At 67.5% G+C, this 22,830-nt stretch carries 21 protein-coding genes and 1 pseudogene; 6 read left to right on the top strand and 16 right to left on the bottom strand.

Annotated features, from left to right (window positions below):
• Positions 1–263 precede the first annotated feature (263 nt).
• Complete coding sequence (locus J5226_RS23295) at positions 264–881, top strand: HutD family protein (protein ID WP_215837333.1); 618 nt, start codon at positions 264–266, stop codon at positions 879–881.
• A gap of 671 nt (positions 882–1,552) precedes the next feature.
• Here J5226_RS23295 and J5226_RS23290 read toward each other — a convergent pair.
• The 7 genes from J5226_RS23290 to J5226_RS23260 all read right to left on the bottom strand — a co-directional run bounded on the left by J5226_RS23290 (position 1,553) and on the right by J5226_RS23260 (position 9,523).
• Positions 1,553–3,205, bottom strand: coding sequence for a sulfite reductase flavoprotein subunit alpha (locus J5226_RS23290; RefSeq protein ID WP_215837332.1), 1,653 nt, complete (start codon positions 3,203–3,205; stop codon positions 1,553–1,555).
• The gene (locus J5226_RS23285) at positions 3,202–4,263 is read right to left on the bottom strand and encodes an FAD:protein FMN transferase (protein WP_255322909.1); all 1,062 of its coding nucleotides are present in this window, start codon (positions 4,261–4,263) and stop codon (positions 3,202–3,204) included. The genes J5226_RS23290 and J5226_RS23285 overlap by 4 nt, the downstream gene beginning before the upstream one ends.
• Before the next feature lie 4 nt (positions 4,264–4,267).
• The gene (locus J5226_RS23280; RefSeq protein ID WP_215837331.1) at positions 4,268–5,083 is read right to left on the bottom strand and encodes a DUF4198 domain-containing protein; all 816 of its coding nucleotides are present in this window, start codon (positions 5,081–5,083) and stop codon (positions 4,268–4,270) included.
• A gap of 166 nt (positions 5,084–5,249) precedes the next feature.
• Positions 5,250–5,765 (bottom strand): DUF2271 domain-containing protein, encoded by a 516-nt coding sequence (locus J5226_RS23275; protein WP_215837330.1) that lies wholly within the window; start codon positions 5,763–5,765, stop codon positions 5,250–5,252.
• A gap of 31 nt (positions 5,766–5,796) precedes the next feature.
• Positions 5,797–6,432, bottom strand: coding sequence for a PepSY-associated TM helix domain-containing protein (locus tag J5226_RS23270; protein WP_215837329.1), 636 nt, complete (start codon positions 6,430–6,432; stop codon positions 5,797–5,799).
• Complete coding sequence (locus J5226_RS23265; RefSeq protein ID WP_215837328.1) at positions 6,429–7,115, bottom strand: Fe2+-dependent dioxygenase; 687 nt, start codon at positions 7,113–7,115, stop codon at positions 6,429–6,431. The genes J5226_RS23270 and J5226_RS23265 overlap by 4 nt, the downstream gene beginning before the upstream one ends.
• A 101-nt stretch (positions 7,116–7,216) precedes the next feature.
• Positions 7,217–9,523: a TonB-dependent siderophore receptor gene (locus J5226_RS23260; RefSeq protein WP_215837327.1), complete on the bottom strand. Its 2,307-nt coding sequence runs from the start codon at positions 9,521–9,523 to the stop codon at positions 7,217–7,219.
• 400 nt (positions 9,524–9,923) lie between these two features.
• Here J5226_RS23260 and J5226_RS23255 point away from each other — a divergent pair, with 400 nt between their 5' ends.
• Together J5226_RS23255 and J5226_RS23250 are read left to right on the top strand one after the other, a co-directional pair.
• Complete coding sequence (locus tag J5226_RS23255; RefSeq protein ID WP_215837326.1) at positions 9,924–10,409, top strand: hypothetical protein; 486 nt, start codon at positions 9,924–9,926, stop codon at positions 10,407–10,409.
• A gap of 24 nt (positions 10,410–10,433) precedes the next feature.
• Complete coding sequence (locus J5226_RS23250; RefSeq protein ID WP_215837325.1) at positions 10,434–11,894, top strand: XVIPCD domain-containing protein; 1,461 nt, start codon at positions 10,434–10,436, stop codon at positions 11,892–11,894.
• 102 nt (positions 11,895–11,996) lie between these two features.
• Here J5226_RS23250 and J5226_RS23245 read toward each other — a convergent pair whose 3' ends face one another.
• The 9 genes from J5226_RS23245 to J5226_RS23205 all read right to left on the bottom strand — a co-directional run bounded on the left by J5226_RS23245 (position 11,997) and on the right by J5226_RS23205 (position 19,029).
• Positions 11,997–12,320, bottom strand: a complete 324-nt coding sequence (locus J5226_RS23245) for a non-heme iron oxygenase ferredoxin subunit (RefSeq protein WP_123649254.1) — start codon at positions 12,318–12,320, stop codon at positions 11,997–11,999.
• 130 nt (positions 12,321–12,450) lie between these two features.
• Positions 12,451–12,993: a GNAT family N-acetyltransferase gene (locus tag J5226_RS23240; protein WP_215837324.1), complete on the bottom strand. Its 543-nt coding sequence runs from the start codon at positions 12,991–12,993 to the stop codon at positions 12,451–12,453.
• A complete protein-coding gene (locus J5226_RS23235) occupies positions 12,990–14,231 on the bottom strand; it encodes a cysteine desulfurase (protein WP_215837323.1) in 1,242 nt (413 codons plus the stop codon). Before J5226_RS23235 ends, J5226_RS23240 begins: the two co-directional genes overlap by 4 nt.
• A gap of 109 nt (positions 14,232–14,340) precedes the next feature.
• A complete protein-coding gene (sufD, locus tag J5226_RS23230; RefSeq protein WP_215837322.1) occupies positions 14,341–15,636 on the bottom strand; it encodes a Fe-S cluster assembly protein SufD in 1,296 nt (431 codons plus the stop codon).
• 28 nt (positions 15,637–15,664) lie between these two features.
• A complete protein-coding gene (sufC, locus tag J5226_RS23225; RefSeq protein WP_215837321.1) occupies positions 15,665–16,429 on the bottom strand; it encodes a Fe-S cluster assembly ATPase SufC in 765 nt (254 codons plus the stop codon).
• 19 nt (positions 16,430–16,448) lie between these two features.
• Positions 16,449–16,895: a hypothetical protein gene (locus J5226_RS23220; RefSeq protein WP_215837320.1), complete on the bottom strand. Its 447-nt coding sequence runs from the start codon at positions 16,893–16,895 to the stop codon at positions 16,449–16,451.
• Positions 16,879–17,082 carry a hypothetical protein gene (locus J5226_RS23215; protein ID WP_215837319.1) on the bottom strand — a complete coding sequence of 68 codons (204 nt, stop codon included), beginning with the start codon at positions 17,080–17,082 and terminating at the stop codon, positions 16,879–16,881. The genes J5226_RS23220 and J5226_RS23215 overlap by 17 nt, the downstream gene beginning before the upstream one ends.
• Complete coding sequence (sufB, locus tag J5226_RS23210) at positions 17,079–18,554, bottom strand: Fe-S cluster assembly protein SufB (RefSeq protein ID WP_215837318.1); 1,476 nt, start codon at positions 18,552–18,554, stop codon at positions 17,079–17,081. The genes J5226_RS23215 and sufB overlap by 4 nt, the downstream gene beginning before the upstream one ends.
• Positions 18,555–18,570: 16 nt before the next feature.
• On the bottom strand, positions 18,571–19,029 hold the full coding sequence (locus J5226_RS23205; protein WP_215837317.1) for an SUF system Fe-S cluster assembly regulator: 459 nt from the start codon (positions 19,027–19,029) through the stop codon (positions 18,571–18,573).
• Positions 19,030–19,270: 241 nt separating this feature from the next.
• Here J5226_RS23205 and J5226_RS23200 point away from each other — a divergent pair.
• The 3 genes and pseudogenes from J5226_RS23200 to J5226_RS23190 all read left to right on the top strand — a co-directional run.
• Positions 19,271–19,735 (top strand): annotated as a pseudogene (locus tag J5226_RS23200) (SET domain-containing protein-lysine N-methyltransferase); the annotation flags it as partial.
• Positions 19,736–20,234: 499 nt separating this feature from the next.
• A complete protein-coding gene (locus J5226_RS23195) occupies positions 20,235–21,020 on the top strand; it encodes a 3-hydroxybutyrate dehydrogenase (RefSeq protein ID WP_215837315.1) in 786 nt (261 codons plus the stop codon).
• Between the two features lie 105 nt (positions 21,021–21,125).
• Positions 21,126–22,586, top strand: a complete 1,461-nt coding sequence (locus J5226_RS23190) for a patatin-like phospholipase family protein (RefSeq protein WP_215837314.1) — start codon at positions 21,126–21,128, stop codon at positions 22,584–22,586.
• The last annotated feature ends 244 nt before the right edge of the window (positions 22,587–22,830 follow it).

Here is a 22,830-nt window from a genome sequence, read left to right as displayed (position 1 = left end):
AAGCACCGAATCCCCACCCGCCTCACCTAAGCCGTAGCCACGGCCGGCCCCCTGTAGGAGCGGCGCAAGCCGCGACCGCGCCGCCCCGCTTACGACGCCACCCCAATCGCGCGCGATTCCCCCGCGTCGGGTGCCCCGCTGGCCGCCGGCACTTCGACCGGTCTGGAGCCTTTCCTCCCCTCGTCCCCAACCCAGCCGACGGCTTGGGCCGCCCACCCACACCCACTAGACTGACCCCCTCCATTCAGCCGCCTCCGCGCCCCATGCCCACGCACCCCTCTTGGTCCATCCCCGCCAACGAATACCGCCGCGAACGCTGGCGCAACCAGTTCGGCTGGACCCGCGAGATCGTGCGCATGCGCCGCGAATCCGGCCGCGACCGCCCCGCATCGGGCGAGGAGGAGTGGGACTGGCGCCTGTCGATCGCCGAAATCGAAAGCGACGCCCCGTTCTCGGCCTTCCCGGGCGTCGACCGCGAACTGGTCCTGCTCAGCGGCAACGGCCTGCGCCTGCGCTTCGACGATGGCGAGGCCTTCGAGCTGCACCCGCCGCACGACAAACTGCGCTTCGCCGGCGAGCGTACGGTGACCGGCGAGCTGATCGACGGCCCGACCCACGACTTCAACCTGATGTGGCGCCGCGACCACGTCCGCGCCGAGCTCTGGCATCGCCCGCTGGTCGGGCCGATGGTGCTGTTCGCCGAACCCGGCCAAAGTTGGGCCGTGCATCTGCTGGCCGGACAGGCGCATTTCGCCGACGGCTCCGGGCTGGCGCCGCTGCAGGCCGGCGACACCGCGATCCTGGCCGCGGGCGAGGAGCGTTTGCGTCACGTGTTGGAAGGCGGCGGCGAAGTGCTGCTGGTGCGCGTCGGCGAGGCGTGAGTCGGGCCCCGTACCCACGAAGCGCCATCAGCGGTTTCGCGCTCCTACAAGGCGCCATGGCGAGTTTCGTCTACGACTGTAGGAGCGGCGCAAGCCGCGACCGCGACATCACAACTACGGCGAAGCTTCCGCCGCGAGCGTAAACCCCGCGGTCGCGGCTCACGCCGCTCCCACGAGGGACCATCGCGAGTTTCGTTTGCGACTGTAGGAGCTGCGCAAGCTGCGACCGCGGCACCACAACTACGGCGAAACATCCGCCGCGAGCGTAGACCACGCGGTCGCGGCTCACGCCGCTCCTACAAGAGACAATCGCGAGTTTCGTTTGCGACTGTAGGAGCTGCGCAAGCTGCGACCGCGGCACCACAACTACGGCGAAACATCCGCCGCGAACGTAAACCCCGCGGTCGCGGCTCACGCCGCTCCTACAAGAGACAATTGCGAGTTTCGTTTGCGACTGTAGGAGCTGCGTAAGCTGCGACCGCGGCACCACAACTACGGCGAAACTTCTGCCGCGAGCGTAAACCCCGCGGCTCGCGCCGCTCCTATAGGGGCCATCGCAAGTTTCGTTTGCGACTGTAGGAGCTGCGTAAGCTGCGACCGAGACACTACAGCTGCGGCGAACCTTTCATCGCAGCCAGCAACACAGCAGTCGCGACTGGCACCGTCCCGCGTCAGTACACATCGCGACGATACCGCCCTTCCGCCGCCATCGACTCCAACGCGTCGTCGCCGAGCGCCTCGCGCAGCACCGCGTCCACCGCCGGCGCCATGCCTTCCAGGCTGCCGCACACGTAGATCGCCGCGCCCGCGGCGACCCACTCGCGCACTTGCGCGAGGCGTTCGCGTACGCGGTCCTGCACGTAGACGCGCTGCGCGCCGTCGCGCGAGAACGCGTAGTCGGCGCGTTCGATCCGACCGTCGGCGATCCAGGCTTCGAGCTCATCGCGATAGTGCAGATCGCAAGCCGCATTGCGTTCGCCGAACAGCAGCCAGTTGCGGCGATGCCCGGCCTCGATGCGTTCGCGCAGCAGCGCGCGCAAGCCCGCCAGGCCGGTGCCGTTGCCGATCAAAATGAGCGGCCGCGCATCGCCGGGCGCGTGGAACGAAGGATTGGAGCGGATGCGCAGATCGACCGCGTCGCCGTCGCCGGCGTATTCGGTCAGCCAGCCGCTGCCCAAACCGAGGCGGCCATCGTCGCGGCGCATCTGCCGCACCAACAGCCGCAGCGCGCCGTCGGCGGGAATCGAGGCGATGGAGTATTCGCGATGCGGCAGCGGCGCCAGCGCGTCGGCGACGGCTTGCGCGCTGTGGCCGCGCACATCGGCGGCGGACGGCAAGCGCGAGCGAGCGAGCAAATCGGCGAGCGCGATCTCGGTGTCGTCGCGGCGAACGCGCGCGGCGCCGTCGAGTTCGGCTTCGGCGAGCCATCGAACGACTTCGTCCGCGGCGTTGCGCGGCCCGATTTCGGCGATGTCGCCGGCGCGCCATTGCAACGCGGAACCATCGGCCGGGACCAGGACGAGATGGAACGCCGAAGCGCCCGCGCTGCCCGGGTTCGACACCTGCCGCTCGCGCAACCGCCACGGCGCGTAGGCCGGCGCGCTCCAGTCGGGCAAGTCGGTACGCCCGGCGAGCAGGCCCAAATGATGTTGCCAATGGCGCAGCGCGCCGGCTTCGCCGTTGTCGACGTCGACCAGATCGAACAGCGGTTGCGCGCCGGCGCGATGCAGCCAGTGATCGAGGCGATGGCCGAACGCGCAGTACTCCGCGTACTCGCGGTCGCCGAGCGCGAGCACGCCGTAACCCAGTTGCGGCAGCGGCGCGGCCGCGCTCATGACCTTGCGCACGAACGCGGCGGCGCTGTCGGGCGCGTCGCCTTCGCCGGTGGTGCTGACCACGAACAGGGCGCGGCGGTACTGGCCCAACTGCTCTGCGTCCAGTGTGCCGAGCACGGCCAGATCCGCGTCGAGTCCGGCGTCGCGCAGCGCTTGCCAACTGCGCCGCGCCAACTGTTCGGCGAAACCGGTCTGGCTGGCGAAGGCGACCAGCCACTCGCCGCGTCGATCGGCGCGGATTTCCGGCAAGGCCTCGCGCTGCGCGCTGCGCTTGCGCGAGACCGCCACCGCCGCGACGAAGCCGACGTACGCGGCGACCAACGCCGCCGCCATCCACCATTGCCCGCGTCCCGGCGCGATCCAGTTCCAGGCATCGGCTTGCGTGCGCGCCAGCGCGACGGCGAGCGCGAACAGCGCCAACAAGACCAGCGCATTGCCGATCAGAGAGAAGTCGAAACGGCGCGTGCGCGCGGCGGAAGCGGAGGTCATGCGGAACGTTGCCGGGCGACGAAGCCGGGCGTGGTGCGGGTGACGAAACCGTCGCCCTCGCGCAGCACGAACAGCGCGGCGAGTTGGCGGCGGTTGGCGTAGGCGAGCCCGGCGCGCGCGCCGAGCACGGTCAGCGCGGTGGCGAGCGCGTCGGCGTGCATGCAGCGCTCGTGCAGCACGGTGACCGAGGCCACCGCGTTGTCGATTGGCGCGCCGGTGCGCGGGTCGAGGGTGTGCGAGTAGCGGCGCGCGCCGCGCTCGAAATAGCGGCGATAGTCGCCCGAGGTAGCGATGGCCAAGCCGTCGAGCGCGATCACCGCGGCGGCTTCGTCCTCGCGACCTGGCTGTTCGACGGCGATGCGCCAGGGCGAACCGTCGGGCTTGCGGCCGTGCGCGCGCAGCTCGCCGCCGACTTCGACCAAACAATGGCCGATGTCTTGCGCGAGCAGCCAATCGGCGACGCGGTCGACGCCGTAGCCCTTGGCGATGGAAGAAAAATCCAGATACGCGCCGCCGGGTTGCAGCAGCGCGCGGTTCGCGGCGTCGTAGCGCAAACGCCGCCAGTCGACGCGCTCGCGCGCTTGCGCCAGCGGCGCGTCCGACGGCGCCTGCGTGTGCGCGCGGGCGGGGCCGAACCCCCAAAGATCGGTCAGCGGCCCGATGGTCGGATCGTAGGCGCCGTCGGTGTCCGCGGCCAACGCCAGCGCGGCGTCCAGCACTTCGGCGAACGGCGCGGGCAGCGCGTGCAGGCTGCCGGCGTCGGCGCGGTTGTAGCGGCTGATGTCCGAATCGGCTTCCCAGGTGCTCATCTGCGCGACGACTTCGTCGAGCCGCGCCTGGATGCCGCGTTCGAGCGCGATCAACATCGACGCCGACGCGATCAGCTTGACCGACCAGGTCGTGCCCATGCTGAGCCCGCGCAACTCGTGCAGCGCGGCCGGCGCCGGAGCGCCGGCGGAAACTTCGACGATGCGCGCGGCCGCCGCAACGCCGCCGCGCGCGGGCGCCGTCACGGCGCCCGTCCACGACCACATCGCTTGCGGCGCGCGCGGGTTCATCGTCTTACTGCGGCAGCACTTCGAACACGGCCACGTAGCTCAGCCGGCGCTGCTTGGCGTCGGGCAGGGTGGTCTTCTTGTCTTCGCTGGCGGTTTCCAGCCAGTACATGCCGGCTTGCGGCCACTTCACCTCGAACTTGCCGTCCGCGCCGGTGGTGGCGTGGATTTCGGCCTGCTCGTTGCGATAACGGGTCGCGCCCGGAACGATTTCGACCTTGAGGTTCGACGCCGGCTTGCCGTCCACCAGCAACTGGAAGGTCGCCGGTTCGCCGGCGAACAAATCGTTGGGATGGGTCACCGGCACCAGCTCGATGCCCTTGCCCGTGGTCTTGAACACGCCGGTGCTCGGCTTGCCGACGGTGGCGAAGGTCTCGACCCGGCCCAGGCTCTCGGAGGCGTCGACCTCGGTCGCGCCGGCCGGAATCGCGGCCTTGAACTCGCTGGCCTTGCCGCGCCAGCGCTTGGCTTCGCCGCCGAGCTTGTAGCTGGCGAACATGCCTTCGTTGTTCATCGCGATCTTGTAGGTGCCTTCCTGCTGCAACTGCAGGTCGAACACGCTGCGCAGCTTGCCGGTCGAACCGTTCTGCGCCTGCACCGCGCTGCCGTCCGGTGCGGTCACCTGCAAGCGCTCCAGCGGCAGCGGCACGTGGTTGAAGTAGAACAGGTCGTTGGACACGGCCGCATCGACCGTCATCCACGAACCCTTTTCGGAGAACACGGTCTGCGAGGGCTGCAGCCAGGCTTTATGAGCCTGCGCGGAGACGCTGAGGCCGAGCGCGGCGAGGGCGGTGGCGGTGGCGAGTGCGAATTTGAGGTTCATGGCGTGAGTCCGGGAATGAAGGGAATGAGGGGAAACAGGGGAATGCAGGCTGCGTCGGGCCGTGCGGAACCAGCGGGAACGAAGCAACGAACGAGGCAGAAAACCGGAACAGCGACAAACCCCGCCATTCCCCTGGTTCCCCTCATTCCCTTCATTCCCCGCTCCATCACGGCTTCACCGTCACCGCGACCTTGCCCAACTCCGTCTTGCCTTGCGCCGACAGCCTCTGCGCCTTGGCCGGCCACTCGAACGGGATCGTCACCATCTCGCGGCCGCCGACTTCGCGCGCGGCTTCCACCACCAGGGTGTAGCTGCCCGGGGCGAGGCCGGCGAGTTGCTTGGAGGCGCCCTTGAAGCTCACCGCGTGCTGGCCGACCGGGCGGGTCGCGCCGCTGACGCCGTCGACCGGCATCGTCAGAGTGCGGCCGCTGCGCCGCCACCACTGGCGCATGTCCTTGAGCCACTTGGTGCCTTCGCCGTTCTTCATGTCCACGTCGTACCAAACCAGCAGGTTGCTGGCGACGGTGTTGTCGGCCTTCTCGATCCAGGCGGCGACGTAGGGACGGTGGTACTCGGCCGCGTTGATGCGCGGCACTTCGATGTTGAGTTCCAGATCGGCGGCGAAGGCCGGCAGCGGCAGGGTCAGCGCCGGGATCAGGACCTTGAACATGGACGGCTTCATGGAGCGCTCCGTAAAGATGGCGTTGGATTCTTCAATGCATGAACAAGACGACGATCAGCAGCGGCAACAGCAAGCCCAGCGCCACCAGCGGCCAGGTCTTGCCGCGCTGGCGCGCGTGCAGTTGCAGCAGCCACAGGCCGGTCAGCGCGAACAGCAGGCAGGCCACCGCGAACAGATCGATGAACCAGCGCCACGCGGTGCCGGTGTTGCGGCCCTTGTGCAGATCGTTGAGCCAGGCGATCCAGCCGCGGTCGGTGCGTTCGTATTCGATCGCGCCGCTCTCGCGGTCGATGCTGATCCAGGCGTCGCCGCCGGGCCGCGGCAGCGACACGTAGACTTCGCCGTCGGACCACTCGCCCTTGCGCCCGTCGGTGCGCACGTCCAACGCATCGGCGAGCCAATCGTTGACGCTGCCCGGCAACGGCGCGTCGGCCGCGCGCTCGCCCTGCAGGTTGCGCAGCAGGCTCTTCGGCAGGGTTTCCTTGAGATTGACGACCTGCGGCTTGGATTCGATCTGCGCGGCGTGGTTGAGGGTGATGCCGGTGACCGAGAACAGCAGCAACGCGACCAAACTCAGCGCGGCGCTGATCCAATGCCAGCGGTGCAGGGTCTTGAGCCAGTACGCGCGGCGGTTCGGATCGGCGCTGCCGGAAGCCGCAGGACTCACGTCTGGCTCCAGCGCCGCAGCAGGTTGTGATAGACGCCGGTGAGCTGCACTAGCGCCGGATGATCGGGCACGTCGGCGTTGAGCCGGCGGATCGACACGTCGAGCTCGAACATCAAGCGCCGCTGCGCGTCTTCGGCCAGCAGGCTCTGGATCCAGAAGAACGAGGCGATGCGCGCGCCGCGGGTGACCGGCGTGACCTTGTGCAGGCTGGTGCCGGGATACAGCACCAAGTCGCCGGCCGCCAGCTTGACGCTGTGCGAGCCGTAGGTGTCCTCGATGACCAGTTCGCCGCCGTCGTATTCCTCCGGCGCGCTGAGGAACAAGGTCGCCGACAGATCGGTGCGCACCGCGTCCATGCCGCCGCGGCTGCGGTCGTAGCGGATCGCGTTGTCGACGTGGAAGCCGAACGACTGCCCGCCGGCGTAGCGGTTGAACAGCGGCGGATACACGCGCTGGGGCAGGGCGGCGGAGAAGAAGGTGGAGTTCTTGGACAGCGCGTCGAGGATCAGCGCGCCGAGTTCGCGCGCGGCCGGATCGGTTTCCGGCAGTTGCGCGTTGTCCTTGGCCTTGGCCGATTGGTGGCCGGCGGTGATGCGTCCGTCGGCCCAACCGGCCTGATCCAGACGCGCCCGGCAATGGGCGACCTGTTCGGCGGTGAGAACCTTGGGCACGTGCAGCAGCATGGTTACCTCGATGCGGCCGCCCGGAAGGCCCGGGCGGCGCGCGCGGCGGAGAGGCGTCGATTAGACCGTGAAGCCGGCGCCTCCCGCCACTTGGCTTGCGGTCAGAACGAGAAGTTGGCGCTGAGCACGACCTGACGGCCGTCGCCCGGCGTGGCCCAACCGTTGTTGCGCACGCGGGTGAAATACTCTTCGTCGGTCAGGTTGTTGACGTTGAGCTGCAACTGGGCCTGACGGCTGATCTTGTAGGCGACCATCGCGCGGTGGGTCCAGTAGCTGCCGTAGGTCGCCAGCGGGCCGTTGAGGTTGGTCGCGCTGTGCTGGGCCACCCAGATCTTGCCCTGGTAGGTCGCGCCGTAGCCGATCTGCCACTTCGGGCTCAGGTCGTAGGTGGTCCACAGGCTAAAGGAGTGCTCCGGCACGTTCAGCAGGCGGTCGCCCTTGGTGTAGTCCAGGCCGAGCTGGCCCTGGCGCTTGGACGCGCCGCGCAGCACTTCGCTGTCGAGGAAGGCGTAGTTGGCGTAGACCGCCCAATTGTCGGTGATCAGGCCCGACAGGCCGAGCATCACGCCGTCGACGCGCGCGCGGCCGTCGAGCTGCTGCAGGCCGGACGGATTGAGCGGGTTGGCCGGGTCGGCCACCTTGTAGTTCTTGCGCTCGTTGCGGAACACCGAGCCGGTCAGCGCCAGACGGCCTTCCAGGAAGTCCCACTTGGTGCCGATTTCGTAGTTGACCGCGCTTTCCGGATCGACCGAGCAGGTCTCCACCGTGCACGAACCGTTGACCGAGGCCTTCGACGGCGTCTTCGAGTTGCCGTAAGCGACGTAGACGCTGCCGTTTTCGACCGGCTTGTAGACCAGACCGGCGCGGTAGGAGAACAGGTCGTCGTTGTTCTTGAACGGAACGCCGTAGCCGGTGATCGTGCCGATGGGCAGCGCCGGCAGCGGCTGATTGGCGGCGGTCGGCGCCAGCACCACGTTGGCGATGCTGGTCTTGCCTTCGTTGCGCTCGTAGCGCGCGCCCAGGCTCAGCTGCCACTGCTCGTTGAACTTGAGCGTGTCGAACACGTAGATCGCACGGTTGTCGAGCTCGCCCTCGGTGCGGCCGGTGAGGGTGCGGTTGAGCGGGCCGCGATAGATGTGGTCCGGGTTGGCGATGTTCATCTGCGGCAAGCCCGCGAGGAACGGGTTGCTGCCGTTGGGATTGCGGAAATCGCTGGTGACGTCGAGGTCGAACTTTTCGTGCAGGACCGAGAAGCCGGCGACCAGATTGTGCTCGATCGCGCCGGTGTTGAAGGTCGCGGTCAGATCGGTCTGGGTGTAGAGCGCGGTGTTGCGGGTGTCGCGGCCGTAACCGCGCGGGCCGCTGGGCGTGTAGTTGCCCGGCAGGGTGGTGCCGCAGGACGCGCCGGTCGGGGTCAGGTTGTTGCCCAGGCACCAAGTGCCCTGCACGGCGTCGACCAGCGAGAACTGTTCGACCTGCTGCCAGCGGGTCAGATTGCGCAGCTTGAAGCGCTCGTTGAAGCTGTGCTCGATCACCGAGGTGACCGAGTCGAGCTCGATTTCCTGACGGTCGATGTTGCTGTAGCCGTAGTAGTTGCCGCGGTCGATGCCCGGCAGCACGTCGCCGTTGAAGAACGGCAGGCCGTATTGCGGGGTGTTGTCGTCCTTCTGGTGCAGGTAGCTCAGGGTCCAGGAGGTGTCGCTGCCCAGGCCGAAGCCGAGCGAGGCGGCCACGCCCCAGCGCTGGTTCTCTTCGATATCGCGGCCCGGCACGTCGTTCTGGTGCGCCATCGTGTTCAAACGCAGCGCAGTGCCTTCGCCGAGGACGAAGTTGCTGTCGCTGGTGAAGCGCGCGTAGGCGTCGGTGCCGGCGGCGATGGAGGCCTTGTGGAACTCGTTGAGGCCGGCGGCCTTGCTGACCAGATTGACGGTGCCGCCGACCGAGCCGGCGCCGGAGTAGACCGAGTTCGCGCCGTTGACGACTTCCACCGATTCCAGATTGAACGGATCGGTGCGGCTGTACATGCCGCTGTCGCGCACGCCGTCGACGGTGATGTCGTTGGTGGCGTCGAAGCCGCGCAGGTTGATCTTGTCGCCGAAACCGCCGCCGCCTTCGCCGGCGCCGAAGGTGATGCCCGGCAGGGTGCTGAGGATGTCCTGCAGCGACAGCAGGTTCTGGCCGTCGATGGTGTCGCGGTCGATCACGGTGATGGTCTGCGGGGTATCGCGCAGGTTCGCGGTGTACTTGCCGCTGCTGGCCTTCTGCACGCGCTGGCCGTGGACTTCCAGACCTTCCACGTCCTTGGCCTGCGGCTCGGGAGCCGGGACGGGCGCGGCGAAGCCGGGCAAGCTGATGACGAGGGCGAGCGCGCCGGCGAGCGGCGACACGACGAACTTCGTGGTCGACATGAGGATCTCTGGGGGATTGGAAAGGGTGGCGGCGGGTGCCGCGTCAATTCGCAATATTAATGAGATGGATTCTCATTTGCAACGAAAGTTGAACGGTTGCGGGGTTCTGTAACCGTTTTCGTCGCAAGGACGTGCTTGGGGCCATGCCCACATGCCTCTGCATCTGGCGCCGCGACCGAAGCGGCGCAGTCCGCAGGGGCGCAACGCGCGCCGCGCTTCGCTTGCGCCCTTGAGGCGCCGTGCATGGATTTCGTGCGTCTTTTGATAGACGGATTGCGCCGTGAGCGCGCGCGATTTCCGTACGCGCTTGTTGGCGGCGCTAAAACATCGGAGCCGGGAGGTGTGGCGCTCATGACGCGCCGATCTACACTGGGCGCCTTCGGCAAAAAGGACGCTCGCCATGACATTCCGCCCTCTCGCTGCCGCGCTTGTCCTGATGTGCTGCGCGCTGATGAGTTGCAAAACCATCGAGCCGGCGAACAGCACGCTCAAGGACATGCAGGAATGGGCGACGCCCGAGCCGCTGGACCGCGTGTCGCCCGCGCACGAACAACGCAGCGCTAAAGCGGCGATGGTGCGGTGGGTCGAGCAGTATCTGAAGCGCGAGTATCGGGTGGTGGGTCAGCGTTTCGTCTTGACCCAGCCTGGGTTCACTGCGGGGGCTTCGATCGGTTCCAAGGCGCACCAATATGCGACCCAGAACTTGGGCGGTACGATGCAGGTAGATGGCTGGTTCGACGATGACAATTACATGATGTTTCTGTGGGCATTCGGCGATAGCTCGCCGCGTTACGTGGCCTTCGTCTTGACTCGCGATTTTTTGCCGGGTACGAGTGAGCGTCGTATGGTTGGCTATCTGGAACTCACGCCCGCGATGAAAAAATGATCTGCACTTGGTAAGGAGAGAGCTATGGCCAAGGAAGAACGACAATACACCGCCGCAGATTTATACGGATCTGATGGCCGTCCGCATGCTGCGGATATCCGTCAGAACGACATCTACAATTGCTATTTCCTCGCGCCGTTGGGGGCGCTTGGCGAACAGCAGCCCGAGCGCATTCGCGATGCCATTCGCTTCAATGCCGAGGTCGGCGATTTCACTGTAACGCTGTACCGACCGCCGAACACGCAGGAGCGCAGCCTGGGACAGGCCGACCCCATTCGGGAATCGATCACTGTGTCGCAAGAGGATATTCGCCGGAACATCAACAGAGGAGGGGGAGGCACGGTCGATAACAGCCGCGAGGGGGATGGCGCGTTGTGGCCAACCGTGATCGAGGCTGGGTTCGCAGAGTTGTATGGCCGCGATGAGCGAGGACAAATCAATCTGAATCGAGGCTACCGCACGATCGGCGATCCGACAGGCGGCGGCGCTCTGGCCGACGGCATGTACGCCTTGACCGGCGAATCGGGCCGCAGCCTCCAGATCCGCAATCCCGACGCCCCACCGATGCGGCCCACCGGCCCCGACCACGTCAGACCCTCCGAACCGCCGCCGTACCGCGCGCCTTTGCAGGGCGCCAAACTGGAACTGGATGCGGCTTACGCCGAGTTGGAGCAGGCGCTGGCGACGCACCGGCCGGTGTCGATGGCGACCCAGGGCCGGGACGTTCGCGATGGGCTGGAGGAAAGCCATGCCTATATGGTGGTGGGCGTGTCGCGCGATCCGCAAACCAACGAAGCCCGGGTGACGCTGCGCAACCCCTACGGGAACAACCAGCGCGCGCAAGAAGGCAATCAGAACATCGGAGCCGGCTGGAACGCGGACAATCCGGAGATCACGGTCAATCTCAACCGCTTGGTCCGCGACGGCAGTTTCGCCGAATTCAATATCGGCCCGGCGCCGCGCGTGCAGGCGCAGCAACAAGGCGCGCCCGCGCCGGGCGCATCGACGCAAGCCGCTCAGCCTGAGCCGCACCCGCCGACATCCCTCGATGCACCGGCCATCACCGACCGCGCCCACCCCGGCCACGAACGCTTCCAGCAAGCGATGGCGGCGATCGAGCGTTCCCCGAACATCCCCGCCGGCACCTTCCCGGGCGAACGCTTGCAGCAGGCCGCCGCCAACTTGGCCTACGCCAGCCTCGCGGGCGCGCAGCGGCCGCAAGGCGGTCAGAACGAGCGCTTGGATCGAATCGATTTCGCCGTCTTCAACAACGACCGCAGCGGCCTGATCGCGGGTCAGGGCGAACTAGGCAACCCGACGGCGAAACTAGCCTTGCTGCCCGCGGCGCAGGACAGCGCCACGAGCTTGGCGCAAGCCTCGCAGCAGATTCACTCCGCATTGGCTCAGCAACAAGCGCAAGCGCATAACGGCGAGCAGCCCTCGCACGCGCCGACGCAAGACGCGCCGGTGGCGAAAGCGCGCTAAAGAACCGGCCCGCGGGCCTGCGCCACGTTGCAGGCAATACGGTCGGCAGATGCGGTGAGGGCCACAGCGAGAGCCGCGGCTTTAGCCGGCCGCGCTATCGCCTCATTCGCGATCGTCGCGCGTCCACACTCCGCCGTCCTCGACCTTGACCGGAAACTTCGCCACCGGCTCGTACGCCGGCGCGCACAGCGGCCGCCCGTCGCGCACGTCGAAGCGCGCGCCGTGCAGCACGCACTCGATGCTGGCCTCCTCGCCGTCGAACGTGCCTGAGGACAACTCGAAATCCTCGTGCGAGCAGCGGTCTTCCAGCGCGTAGTAATCGCCGTCGTAATTGCACACGAAGATCGCGGTGTCGCCGTCCCAGGCGACGGTGGATTCGCCCGGAAGCAGTTGCGAGGTGGCGCAGACGAAAACCCAGTCGCTCATGGGGTGTCCCTTGGATGAAGCGGGAAAAACGGGAATGAAGGGAATAGGGAAGGAGGATAACCGCGAAGCGCGAGGCCGGGTCGATACCCCATTCCCCGCTCCCTTCATTCCCCTCTTTCCCGCTTCCGCCTTACAGCGCCTTTTCCAACACCTCGAAACTCAGATCGTCGCGCTTGGGCAATCCGAACCGCGCATCGCCGTAGGGGAAGGGCTTGAACCGCCCGGTACGCAGGTAGCCGCGGCGCACGTAGTACTGGATCAACTCTTCGCGCACGTTGATGACGGTCATGCGCATCGCCGGCGTCTGCCATTGGTCGCGCACGATGCGCTCGGCCTCGGCCAACACGCGCTTGCCGATGCCGCCGTTCTGCAAGGTCGGATCGACCGAGAACATGCCGAAGTAACCGGCGCCGTCCTCCACGCAGATGTGCGCGCAGGCGAGCAGGCGCGGGCCGCCGGCTTGCTCGATTTCGGCCAGCAGGATCATGCTCAGCGGCGTCGCCAGCACTTCGTGGATTTCGTCGGCGCCGGTGCGGCGGCCGTCGAGGATGTCCGCTTCGGTGGTCCAGCCGCGGCGGCCGGAATCGCCGCGGTAGGCCGATTCGACTAGGGCCACGACCGCGTCGGTGTCGGCCAGGGTGGCGGGACGGAAGCTCAGTGTATCGAGGCTCATGCGAGGAGTTTTCGGACCTTGTTGAGAGCGGCGACGAACGCGTCGATTTCTTCGAACGTGTTGTAGTAGGCCAGCGAGGCGCGGCAGGTCGCCGGCACGCCGAAGTACTGCATCAGCGGATGCGCGCAATGGTGGCCGGAGCGGATCGCCACGCCTTCCAGATCGAGCAGGGTGGCCAGATCGTGGGCGTGCGCGCCATCGATGAGGAAGCTCACCACCGCGGCCTTGCCCGGCGCGTTGCCGAAGATGCGCAGGCCCGGCACCTCGCTCAGTGCGGCGTTGAAGCGCTGCAGCAGCGCTTGTTCGCGCGCTTCGATGTTGGCCATGCCGAGCGCGGACAGGTAGTCGACCGCGGCGCCGAGCCCGGCGAAACCGGCGATATTGGGCGTGCCGGCCTCGAAGCGGCGCGGCGGGTCGGCGAACACGGTGCCTTCGAAGCGCACTTCCTTGATCATTTCGCCGCCGCCGATGAACGGCGGCATCGATTCGAGATGCTCGCGCCGCGCCCACAGCGCGCCGGTGCCGGTCGGGCCGCTCATCTTGTGGCCGGTGACGACGTAGAAATCGCAGCCGATCGCGGCGATGTCCAAAGCCAGATGCGGCGCAGCCTGCGAGCCGTCGATCAGGGTGACGATGCCGCGCTTGCGCGCTTCGCGGCAGATCTCGCGCACCGGGTTGACCGTGCCGAGCACGTTGGAGACGTGGGTCAGCGCCAACAGCTTCGTTTCCGGGGTCAGCAGCGAATAGAGCTGATCCAGATTCAAGCGGCCGAGTTCGTCGAGTTCGACCACCTTGATGACCGCGCCGGTGCGCTGCGCCACCAACTGCCAGGGCACGATGTTGGCGTGGTGCTCCATGCGCGTGAGCACGATCGCGTCGCCGGGCTGAAGCCGCGGCAGCGCCCAGGAATAGGCGACGAGGTTGATCGCGAAGGTGGTGCCGCTGCACAGCACCAGTTCGTCGGCGCGCACGTTGAGGAAACGCGCCAGCTTCGCCCGCGCGCCTTCGTAGGCTTCCGTCGCTTCGGTGCCGAGCGTGTGCACGGCGCGGCTGACGTTGGCGTTGTGGCGGCGGTAGAACGCGTCGACGGTGTCGATCACCGCGACGGGTTTCTGCGAAGTGTTGGCCGAGTCGAAATAAATCAGCGGCTTGCCGTGGACTTCGCGGGCGAGCACCGGGAAGTCGGCGCGCACGGCGGCCCAGTCGATGGGGGCGGAGGTGGGGACGGCAACGTTCATCGTGATCCCGGTAAGCGAGGAGATAGCGGGTAGGAGATAGGAGATAGCGAAATCAAGAGCGGCGATAGCTTTGCGCTATCTCCTATCTCCTACCCGCTATCTCCTGCCTTCAAGCCGGCTGCAATCGTTCCAAAGCCAGATTCAGCCGAACCTCGAGCATCGCCCGCACGCTCTCGTCGCCGACCACCGAAACGGTCTCGCGGCAGAACGCGGCGGTCAGCAGGGCGCGCGCGGCTTCGGCCGGCACGCCGCGCGAGCGCAGGTAGAACAGGGCGTTGGCATCGAGCTGGCCGACGGTGGCGCCGTGCGCGGCCTGCACTTCGTCGGCGTGGATCTCCAGCACCGGCTGGGTGTCGATCTCGGCGCCTTCGCTGAGCAGCAGGTTCTTGTTCGACAGGTCGGCGTTGCTGCCGTCGGCGCCTTCGCGGATCAGGATGCCGCCGTGGAAGGCGGCGCGCGAACGGCCGGCGCCGAGGCCGCGCCAGACCAGTTCGCACTGCGTATCGCGGCCGACGTGATCGATGCCGAGGCGAGTGTCGAGATGGCGACGGCCGGTGGCTAGCAACACGCCGTTGGCATGCACGTGCGCGCCTTCGCCGTGCAGCGCGGCGTTGAGTTCGTGGCGGCTCAGCGCCGCGCCCAGTTCCAGGTCGAGGCGGCGGTACTGCGCGGCGCGCGCCAGCACCGCGTCGGTGCGGGCGATGAGGGTCGCGCCCAGCGCTTCGTCCTGCACGCGCGCGTGTTCGAGCTGCGCGTCGGGGGCGAGGTGGACGTGGGTGAGGCTGTTGCCGAGGTGGTTGTGGGTGTCGCTGGCCAGATGGTGTTCGACCACGGTCAGGCTCGCGCCCTCGCGCAGTTCGATCAGATGGCGCAGATGCCAGGCGCGGTCGCCCTCGCTGGGGCTGCCGACGAACACCAGATGCACCGCGGTGTCGGCGCGCACGCCGGCGTCGGCGCGCAGCACCGCGCCTTCGTCGGCGAGCGCGGCGTTGAGGCGGGCGAACACTTCGTCGGCGCGTTCGAAACGGCGGGCGAGGAAGTTGGCTTCGCGCGCGTCGTCGCCGGCCAGCACGCGCGACAGCGGCTGCAGGCTCACGCCCGCGGGCAGGCCGGACAAATCCGTGTGGGCGGCGTCGAAGCGGCCGTTGTGGAAGACGATGCGCGGGGCCGGAATGCCGGCGACCGCGGCGGCGTCGAACGCGGCCGGCGCCGCGTCGGCCGCGGCGAACGCGCGGCGTTCCAGCGCGCGCAGCGGGGTGTATTTCCAGGCTTCGGTGCGCGGGCCGGGCAGGCCGTCGCGCAGCGCGGCGTCGAGCGCGGCGCGGCGGGTCTGGCCGAGGCCGGCGGCTTCGCGCGCGGGCAGGGCGTCGAAGGCGGAAGCGAAAGCTTCGAGCAGGGCGCTCATGGGCGGGTCTCCTGTGCGCGCGCGGCGGTCAAGCCGCGCTCTCCGGCGCCACCCGGTCCTTGAGCCAGGCGTAGCCGTGCGCTTCGAGTTCCAGCGCCAGTTCGGCGCCGCCGGTTTCGACGATGCGGCCGTCGGCCAGCACGTGGACCACGTCGGGCTTGATGTAGTCGAGCAGGCGCTGATAGTGGGTGATGACCAGGAACGCGCGCTCGCCGGAGCGCAGCGTGTTGACGCCGTCGGCCACCGCCTTGAGCGCGTCGATGTCCAGGCCCGAATCGGTTTCGTCCAGGATCGCCAGCTTGGGTTCGAGCAGGGCCAGCTGGAAGATTTCGTTGCGCTTCTTCTCGCCGCCGCTGAAGCCTTCGTTGACGCCGCGGTGCAGCAGTTCGTCCTTCAGGTGCAGCACGGCGAGCTTCTCGCGCACCAGCTTGAGGAACTGCATCGAATCGAGCTCGGCTTCGCCGCGCGCCTTGCGCTGGGCGTTGAGCGCGGCGCGCAGGAAGTAGGTGTTGTTCACGCCCGGGATTTCGACCGGGTACTGGAAGGCCAGGAACACGCCGGCGGCGGCGCGTTCCTCCGGCTCCAGCGCGAGCAGGTCGCGGCCTTCGAACTCGATGCTGCCGGCGGTGACCTCGTAGCCTTCGCGGCCGGCCAGCACGTTGCCGAGCGTGGACTTGCCGGCGCCGTTGGGACCCATGATGGCGTGCACCTGGCCGGGGACCAGCTCTAGGGTCAAGCCCTTGAGGATTTCCTTGCCGGCGACGGAGACGTGGAGGTTTTCGATCTTGAGCATGGCGGGATTCTTGGTGGGTTCAGTCGTCAAGCCGTTCCAGGTCCGCCAGGTCTTGCAGGCGGCCGACGGCCTTCTTGTTCTTGCGCAGATCGTCGATTCCGATGACCGAGACGGACGTCCCCGCGAGCGGCACGACGATCCGGTTCGGGAAGCACTCGTCGAAGTCCACGCCATCGGCGAAGTTGATCAACTCGATCTTGTTCGGTTCCAAGCCGAGCACCAGCATCGCGCGCGGCTTGCAGAAAGCGGCGGGATCCGCCTGGAGATCCGCGAAGCCGAAGTCGCGCAAGGCGGCGATGAGGCGCCGCGCGTTGTCTTCGGTGCCGCGGAACCAAACATCCATGTCCCGGGTGTAGCGCACATGCCCATGCACGCCGAGCGCGATGCCGCCGACCAGCATGTAGTCGACGCGGTTGGCGCCCAGTGCGGCGAGAAAATCGCGCCAGTCGTCAGGGAGCTGGGACATCGCGCAACTCGATCACATAGGCGAACGGGGGATTGCCGTTCTTGAACAGCGCGTTGCCTTCCCGGTGCAGGTTCAAGGTCTCCTGCAAGCGCTCTTCCGGCGGACGCGACCGCCAATAGCGCACGCTCCCGTCGCCTTGTTCCTCCGGGGCGACGAAGCGCAAGGTACGGACAACGCCCGCGTTCATCCGACCGAACCTTCCAGGCTCACTTCCAGCAACTTCTTGGCTTCCACCGCGAACTCCATCGGCAGCTCGCGGAACACGCTCTTGCAGAAGCCGTCGACGATCATCGACACCGCGTCTTCCTCGCCGATGCCGCGCGAGCGGCAGTAGAACAGCTGGTCTTCGCTGATCTTGGAGGTGGTGGCCTCGTGCTCGACGGTGGCGTCGGGGTGCTTGACCTCGATGTAGGGGAAGGTGTGCGCGCCGCACTTCTTGCCGATCAGCAGGCTGTCGCACTGGGTGTGGTTGCGCGCGCCGGCGGCGTTCTTCTCGACCTTCACCAGGCCGCGGTAGGTGTTCTGGCCGCGGCCGGCGCTGATGCCCTTGCTGACGATCTTGCTCTTGGTGCGACGGCCGACGTGGATCATCTTGGTGCCGGTGTCGGCCTGCTGGCGGTGATGGGTCAGCGCGACCGAATAGAACTCGCCGACCGAATCGTCGCCCAACAGCACGCAGGAGGGGTATTTCCAGGTGATCGCCGAGCCGGTCTCGACCTGGGTCCAGCTGATCTTGCTGCGCGCGCCGCGGCATTCGCCGCGCTTGGTCACGAAGTTGTAGATGCCGCCGCGGCCTTCCTCGTCGCCCGGGTACCAGTTCTGCACTGTGGAGTACTTGATCTCCGCGTCTTCCAGCGCGACCAGCTCGACCACCGCCGCGTGCAGCTGATTCTCGTCGCGCATCGGCGCGGTGCAGCCTTCCAGATAAGACACGTAGGCCTTGTCCTCGCACACGATCAAGGTGCGCTCGAACTGGCCGGTGTGGCCGGCGTTGATGCGGAAATAGGTGCTCAGCTCCATCGGGCAACGCACGCCCTTGGGGATGAACACGAAGCTGCCGTCGGAGAACACCGCCGAATTGAGCGCGGCGAAGTAGTTGTCGCCGACCGGCACGACGCTGCCGAGGTACTGCTGCACCAGTTCGGGGTGTTCGCGGATCGCCTCGGACATCGAGCAGAAAATAATGCCTTTCTCGGCCAGTTCCTTGCGGAAGGTGGTGCCGACCGAGACCGAGTCGAACACCGCGTCCACCGCCACGCCGGCCAAGCGCGCGCGCTCGTGCAGCGGCACGCCGAGCTTGTCGTAGGTGTCGAGCAGTTCCTGCGGCACTTCGTCGAGCGAGTTGTACTTGGCCTTGGGCGCGCTGTAGTAGCTCAGCGCCTGGAAATCGATCGGGGCGATGTTGAGCTTGGCCCAGTGCGGCATCGGCATGGTCAGCCAATGGCGGTAGGCGGCCAGCCGCCACTCGGTCATCCACTGCGGCTCGTTCTTCTTGGCCGAGAGCGCGCGCACGGTGTCCTCGTCGAGGCCCGGCGGCAGGCTGTCGGATTCGATGTCGGTGACGAAACCGGCTTCGTAGCGGCGACCGAGTTGCTCGTGGATCTCACGATTGGCGATGTCGCCCGCCGGTGCGGGAGCGGTCTTGATGTCGGTGGCCATGGCGGCTGCCTACTGTCTATGCGCCGGCCAGGCGCAGGTCGATGCGCTTGGCGGTGGCGGCTTGCGTTGGAAGGGTGGGAGCGAGCATCTGCGCGAGGGTCACGTTGCTGAGCGCTTCGATCACGACGTCGTTGATCCGGCGCCAGTTGGCGCGCACGCCGCACTGGCGTTCCAGGCCGCACTGGCCCTCGTGCAGGCTGCACTCGGTCATGCCCAGCGGGCCTTCCATCGCCTCGACGATCTCGATCAGGCCGATCTCGTCGGCCGGGCGGGCCAGGCGGTACCCGCCGTTGGCGCCGCGGAAGCCTTCGACCAGACCGGCCTGGGCCAGCGGCTTGAGCACCTTGCTGACCGTCGGCGCTTCCAGGCCGGCGCGCTCGGCCATCTCGGCCGCGCTGAGGACGCGGTCGTGCTGGGCGGCCAGAACGGTCAGGACGACCGTGGCGTAGTCGGTGAGTTTGGTGACGCGGAGCATCGGCGTGGGGGCGCTGAGGGGCTGGGCTTGAATTCGTACCGAAATTGTACGGTTTTATTCCGGCCGGGGCCAGCCGGGGGTTTTGCGCAATTCAGCGGGGCGCGGCGGCGGGGCCGCCGACGGGCGTTCAGGCGGCCGCTGCGGCAAGGCGGCGCGCCGGCTCGACGGAAAGACGACCGCGGCGATAGCGGCCGACCGCCTTCGCGGGCGAGAATGCCCGCTCGTCATTTTGGGAATCGTCATGCCGCGCAAGATCGCCGCCCGTCGTTCAGCCATCCACGGCAACGGTGTGTTCGCCGTCGCCCCGATCGCCAAGGGCGAACGCATCATCGAATACAAGGGCCGCCGCCGCACCCATGAGGAAGCCGACGCCGGCGACACCGGCGACGCCGATTCCGGCCACACCTTCCTGTTCACCCTCAACGACGAATACGTCATCGACGCCAATTACGAGGGCAACACGGCGCGCTGGATCAACCACAGCTGCTCGCCCAATTGCGAGGCGATCCTGATGGAGGACGAGAGCGACGACCGCCGTCTGGATCAGGTGTTCATCGAGGCGGTCCGCGATATCGCGCCGGGCGAGGAGCTGTCCTACAACTACGGCATCACCTTGGCCGAGAAGCACACCAAGGAGCTGAAGAAGATCTGGGAATGCCGCTGCGGCTCGCCGGACTGCACCGGGACGATGCTGCAGCCGAAGAAGGACAAGAAAAAGAAGAAAGACAAGAAGAAGGACAAGAAAAAGAAGAAGGATAAGAAGGGCAAGAAGAAGGATTGAGGTTCCGGCGCGGTTGCGTCCGCTCCCCTGTAGGAGCGGCGCGAGCCGCGATCCACCGAAGCGACGCCCGAAAGCGCGCTTTCCCGAAGTCCGTGGCCTCCGAGGGTTGAAAGCCGAAAACATCCGGACAACGGGGCTTCGGAAAGTGGAGTGGTATGGCGTTGCTTCGGTTGGTCGCGGTTTACGCCGCTCCTACACAGGAAGGCGGGCCCGTGCGGCGCGGGGTGGGGCTGCCAGCCGGCCGATTGCGCAAAACTCCCGGGCAACTTCGCCCGCGGACGAAGGTCCGATTCCCGTGGCCGTCGCGCGCCGGGACACTGCGATGCATCCGCCGCAACGCCGCGATAACGCGGCGCGGCGACAATGGCCGCCGGTTCGCCGTCCCGGCCTGTCTCTTTCCGCATCGTTCAGGAGTTGAGTCCCCATGAGTTCGATCCAAGGCAAAGTCGCCGTCGTCACCGGTGCCGCGAGCGGCATCGGCAAGGAAATCGCTCACGAACTGGCCCGCGCCGGCGCCGCCATCGCCATCGCCGACCTCAATCAGGCCGGCGCGCAGGCCGTGGCCGACGAGATCGTCGCCGCCGGCGGCCGCGCCGTCGGCGTGGCGATGGACGTGACCGACGAAGCCGCGGTCAACGCCGGCATCGAGCAAGTGGTCGCCCAGCTCGGCGGCATCGACATCCTGGTGTCGAACGCCGGCATCCAGATCGTCAACCCGATCGAGAACTACGCCTTCGCCGATTGGAAGAAGATGCTCGCCATCCACCTCGACGGCGCGTTCCTCACCACCAAGGCGGCGTTGCCGCACATGTATCAAGGCGACAAGGGCGGCGTGGTGATCTACATGGGCTCGGTGCACTCGCACGAAGCCTCGCCGCTGAAGTCCGCCTACGTTACCGCCAAGCACGGCCTGCTGGGCCTGTCGCGGGTGTTGGCGAAGGAAGGCGCCAAGCACAACGTGCGCAGCCACGTGGTCTGCCCCGGTTTCGTGCGCACCCCGCTGGTGGACAAGCAGATTCCCGAGCAGGCCAAGGAACTGGGCATCAGCGAGGACGAAGTGATCAAGAAGGTGATGCTCGGCAACACCGTCGACGGCGTGTTCACCACGGTGCAGGACGTGGCGCAGACCGTGCGCTTCCTGGCCGAATTCCCGAGCGCGGCGCTGACCGGCCAGAGCTTCGTGGTCAGCCACGGCTGGTACATGCAGTAAACCGTTGGCGTGGGAGGGCCTTCGGGCCCGGTGCCTCCCGATCGGATCTCGCGAACGGGAACACAGGCATCGGGCCCGAGGGCCCTTCCGCGATTGGAGGCGACGATGCCCGCTCCGCGTTCCCGCAATAGCTCCCGCACGACCGCCGCCGCGCCGCGCGCGCCGGCCAAGCGCGATCCCAAACCGGCGACGCCGGCCAAGAAAGATCCTCCGGCCGCGTCGGCGAAGAAAGCTCCCCCGGCGAAGACGCCGCGGCGCGAGGAGCCGCCCAAGCGCAAGGCCGCCGCGCATGCGACCGCGGCTCCGTCGCGCGCCCGCCGCGCCTTCGCGCCCGCGCCGGCGACGCCGCGTCAGGCCCGCCGCGCCGACGCCGCCGAACGCGCCACGCGCGAATCGGTGCGCCGCGTGCAAGACGCCGCGCCCGCGCTGCCCGAAAACATCGCCCTGGTGCTGCAAGGCGGCGGCGCGCTCGGCGCTTATCAGGCCGGCGTCTACCAAGGCCTGTTCGAAGCCGGCATCGCGCCGAACTGGATCGCCGGCATCTCCATCGGCGCCTTCAACACCGCGATCATCGCCGGCAACCCGCCGGAGCGACGCATGGCCGCGCTGCGCGAGTTCTGGGACACGATCTCGCGCCCGAACGTGTTCCCCTCGACCACGCTCGGCCAGGAAGCGCGCTTCGACGGCATCGACGCCGACACCCGCGCCTGGCTCGATACCTGGGAAGCCTGGCGCGCCCTCATCGAAGGCCAGCGCGGTTTCTACGTCCCGCGCGCCTGGGCCGGCCCGGATCTGGCGCTGCTCGCCGGCCGTCAGCCCGGCCCGGCGGCGGCGAGTTGGTACGACACCTCGCCGATGATCGCCACGCTCAACCGGCTGGTGGACTTCGACCGCTTGAACGACGACGGCATCCGCGTCAGCGTCGGCGCCGTCAACGTGCGTACCGGCAATCTCGAATACTTCGACAACACCCGGATGCGCCTGGACGCGCGCCACATCCTCGCCTCCGGCGCGCTGCCGCCGGCGTTCCCGGCGATCGAGATCGACGGCGAGTTCTATTGGGACGGCGGGCTGGTCTCGAACACGCCGCTCTCGCACGTACTCACCGCGACGCCGCGCCGCGACACCCTGGTGTTCCAGGTCGACCTGTGGAACGCGCGCGGCGAGCTGCCGCAGAACCTGCTCGACGTGGCCGAGCGGCAGAAGGAAATCCAGTACTCCAGCCGCACCCGCCTGATCACCGACACCCAGCGCGTGTTCCAGCACTACCGCCGATTGCTGCGCGAGTTGCTGGAGGAAATCCCCGAGGACGTGCGCGCGAGCAATCCCTGGGCCCAGCACGCGGCCGAGCTGGCCTGCGACCGTCGCTACAGCGTGATCCACCTGATCTACCGCGACCGCGCCAAGATCGGCCACTTCAAGGATTACCAGTTCGGCCGGGTGGCGATGCGCGAGCATTGGCTGTCGGGGCAGAGCGACATCGCCCGCGCGCTGGCGCATCCGGACTGGCTGCAACTGCCGCACGGCGAGACCGCGTTCGTCGCTCACGATGCCACGGCGCCGTGAGCGGATCGCGTTGGCCGTGTTTCTCGCTTGCGGCGTGCTTCTAATGTAGGAGCGGCGTGAGCCGCGACCCACCGAAGCGACGCCCGAAAGCGCCCCTTCCGAAGCCCATGACCTCCAAGAGCTAAAAGCCGAAGCGCCCGAACAACGGGGCTTCGGGAGCTTGAGTGGTATGGCGGCGCTTCGGTGGGTCGCGGCTCACGCCGCTCCTACAAAAACGGCTGCGCCGCTCCGCATCGGCTGATCT

It is taken from the genome of Lysobacter sp. K5869 (assembly GCF_018847975.1).
In the GTDB taxonomy this organism is placed as follows: domain Bacteria; phylum Pseudomonadota; class Gammaproteobacteria; order Xanthomonadales; family Xanthomonadaceae; genus Lysobacter.
This window is presented reverse-complemented; position numbering and strand designations above follow the sequence as displayed.

Excerpts from the sequence above, each read along its gene's own strand:
- J5226_RS23295 (WP_215837333.1), top strand. The coding sequence starts at position 264 with ATGCCCACGCACCCCTCTTGGTCCATCCCCGCCAACGAATACCGCCGC.
- J5226_RS23290 (WP_215837332.1), bottom strand. The coding sequence starts at position 3,205 with ATGACCTCCGCTTCCGCCGCGCGCACGCGCCGTTTCGACTTCTCTCTG.
- J5226_RS23285 (WP_255322909.1), bottom strand. The coding sequence starts at position 4,263 with ATGAACCCGCGCGCGCCGCAAGCGATGTGGTCGTGGACGGGCGCCGTG.
- J5226_RS23280 (WP_215837331.1), bottom strand. The coding sequence starts at position 5,083 with ATGAACCTCAAATTCGCACTCGCCACCGCCACCGCCCTCGCCGCGCTC.
- J5226_RS23275 (WP_215837330.1), bottom strand. The coding sequence starts at position 5,765 with ATGAAGCCGTCCATGTTCAAGGTCCTGATCCCGGCGCTGACCCTGCCG.
- J5226_RS23265 (WP_215837328.1), bottom strand. The coding sequence starts at position 7,115 with ATGCTGCTGCACGTGCCCAAGGTTCTCACCGCCGAACAGGTCGCCCAT.
- J5226_RS23260 (WP_215837327.1), bottom strand. The coding sequence starts at position 9,523 with ATGTCGACCACGAAGTTCGTCGTGTCGCCGCTCGCCGGCGCGCTCGCC.
- J5226_RS23255 (WP_215837326.1), top strand. The coding sequence starts at position 9,924 with ATGACATTCCGCCCTCTCGCTGCCGCGCTTGTCCTGATGTGCTGCGCG.
- J5226_RS23250 (WP_215837325.1), top strand. The coding sequence starts at position 10,434 with ATGGCCAAGGAAGAACGACAATACACCGCCGCAGATTTATACGGATCT.
- J5226_RS23245 (WP_123649254.1), bottom strand. The coding sequence starts at position 12,320 with ATGAGCGACTGGGTTTTCGTCTGCGCCACCTCGCAACTGCTTCCGGGC.
- J5226_RS23240 (WP_215837324.1), bottom strand. The coding sequence starts at position 12,993 with ATGAGCCTCGATACACTGAGCTTCCGTCCCGCCACCCTGGCCGACACC.
- J5226_RS23235 (WP_215837323.1), bottom strand. The coding sequence starts at position 14,231 with ATGAACGTTGCCGTCCCCACCTCCGCCCCCATCGACTGGGCCGCCGTG.
- sufD (WP_215837322.1), bottom strand. The coding sequence starts at position 15,636 with ATGAGCGCCCTGCTCGAAGCTTTCGCTTCCGCCTTCGACGCCCTGCCC.
- sufC (WP_215837321.1), bottom strand. The coding sequence starts at position 16,429 with ATGCTCAAGATCGAAAACCTCCACGTCTCCGTCGCCGGCAAGGAAATC.
- J5226_RS23220 (WP_215837320.1), bottom strand. The coding sequence starts at position 16,895 with ATGTCCCAGCTCCCTGACGACTGGCGCGATTTTCTCGCCGCACTGGGC.
- J5226_RS23215 (WP_215837319.1), bottom strand. The coding sequence starts at position 17,082 with ATGAACGCGGGCGTTGTCCGTACCTTGCGCTTCGTCGCCCCGGAGGAA.
- sufB (WP_215837318.1), bottom strand. The coding sequence starts at position 18,554 with ATGGCCACCGACATCAAGACCGCTCCCGCACCGGCGGGCGACATCGCC.
- J5226_RS23205 (WP_215837317.1), bottom strand. The coding sequence starts at position 19,029 with ATGCTCCGCGTCACCAAACTCACCGACTACGCCACGGTCGTCCTGACC.
- J5226_RS23195 (WP_215837315.1), top strand. The coding sequence starts at position 20,235 with ATGAGTTCGATCCAAGGCAAAGTCGCCGTCGTCACCGGTGCCGCGAGC.
- J5226_RS23190 (WP_215837314.1), top strand. The coding sequence starts at position 21,126 with ATGCCCGCTCCGCGTTCCCGCAATAGCTCCCGCACGACCGCCGCCGCG.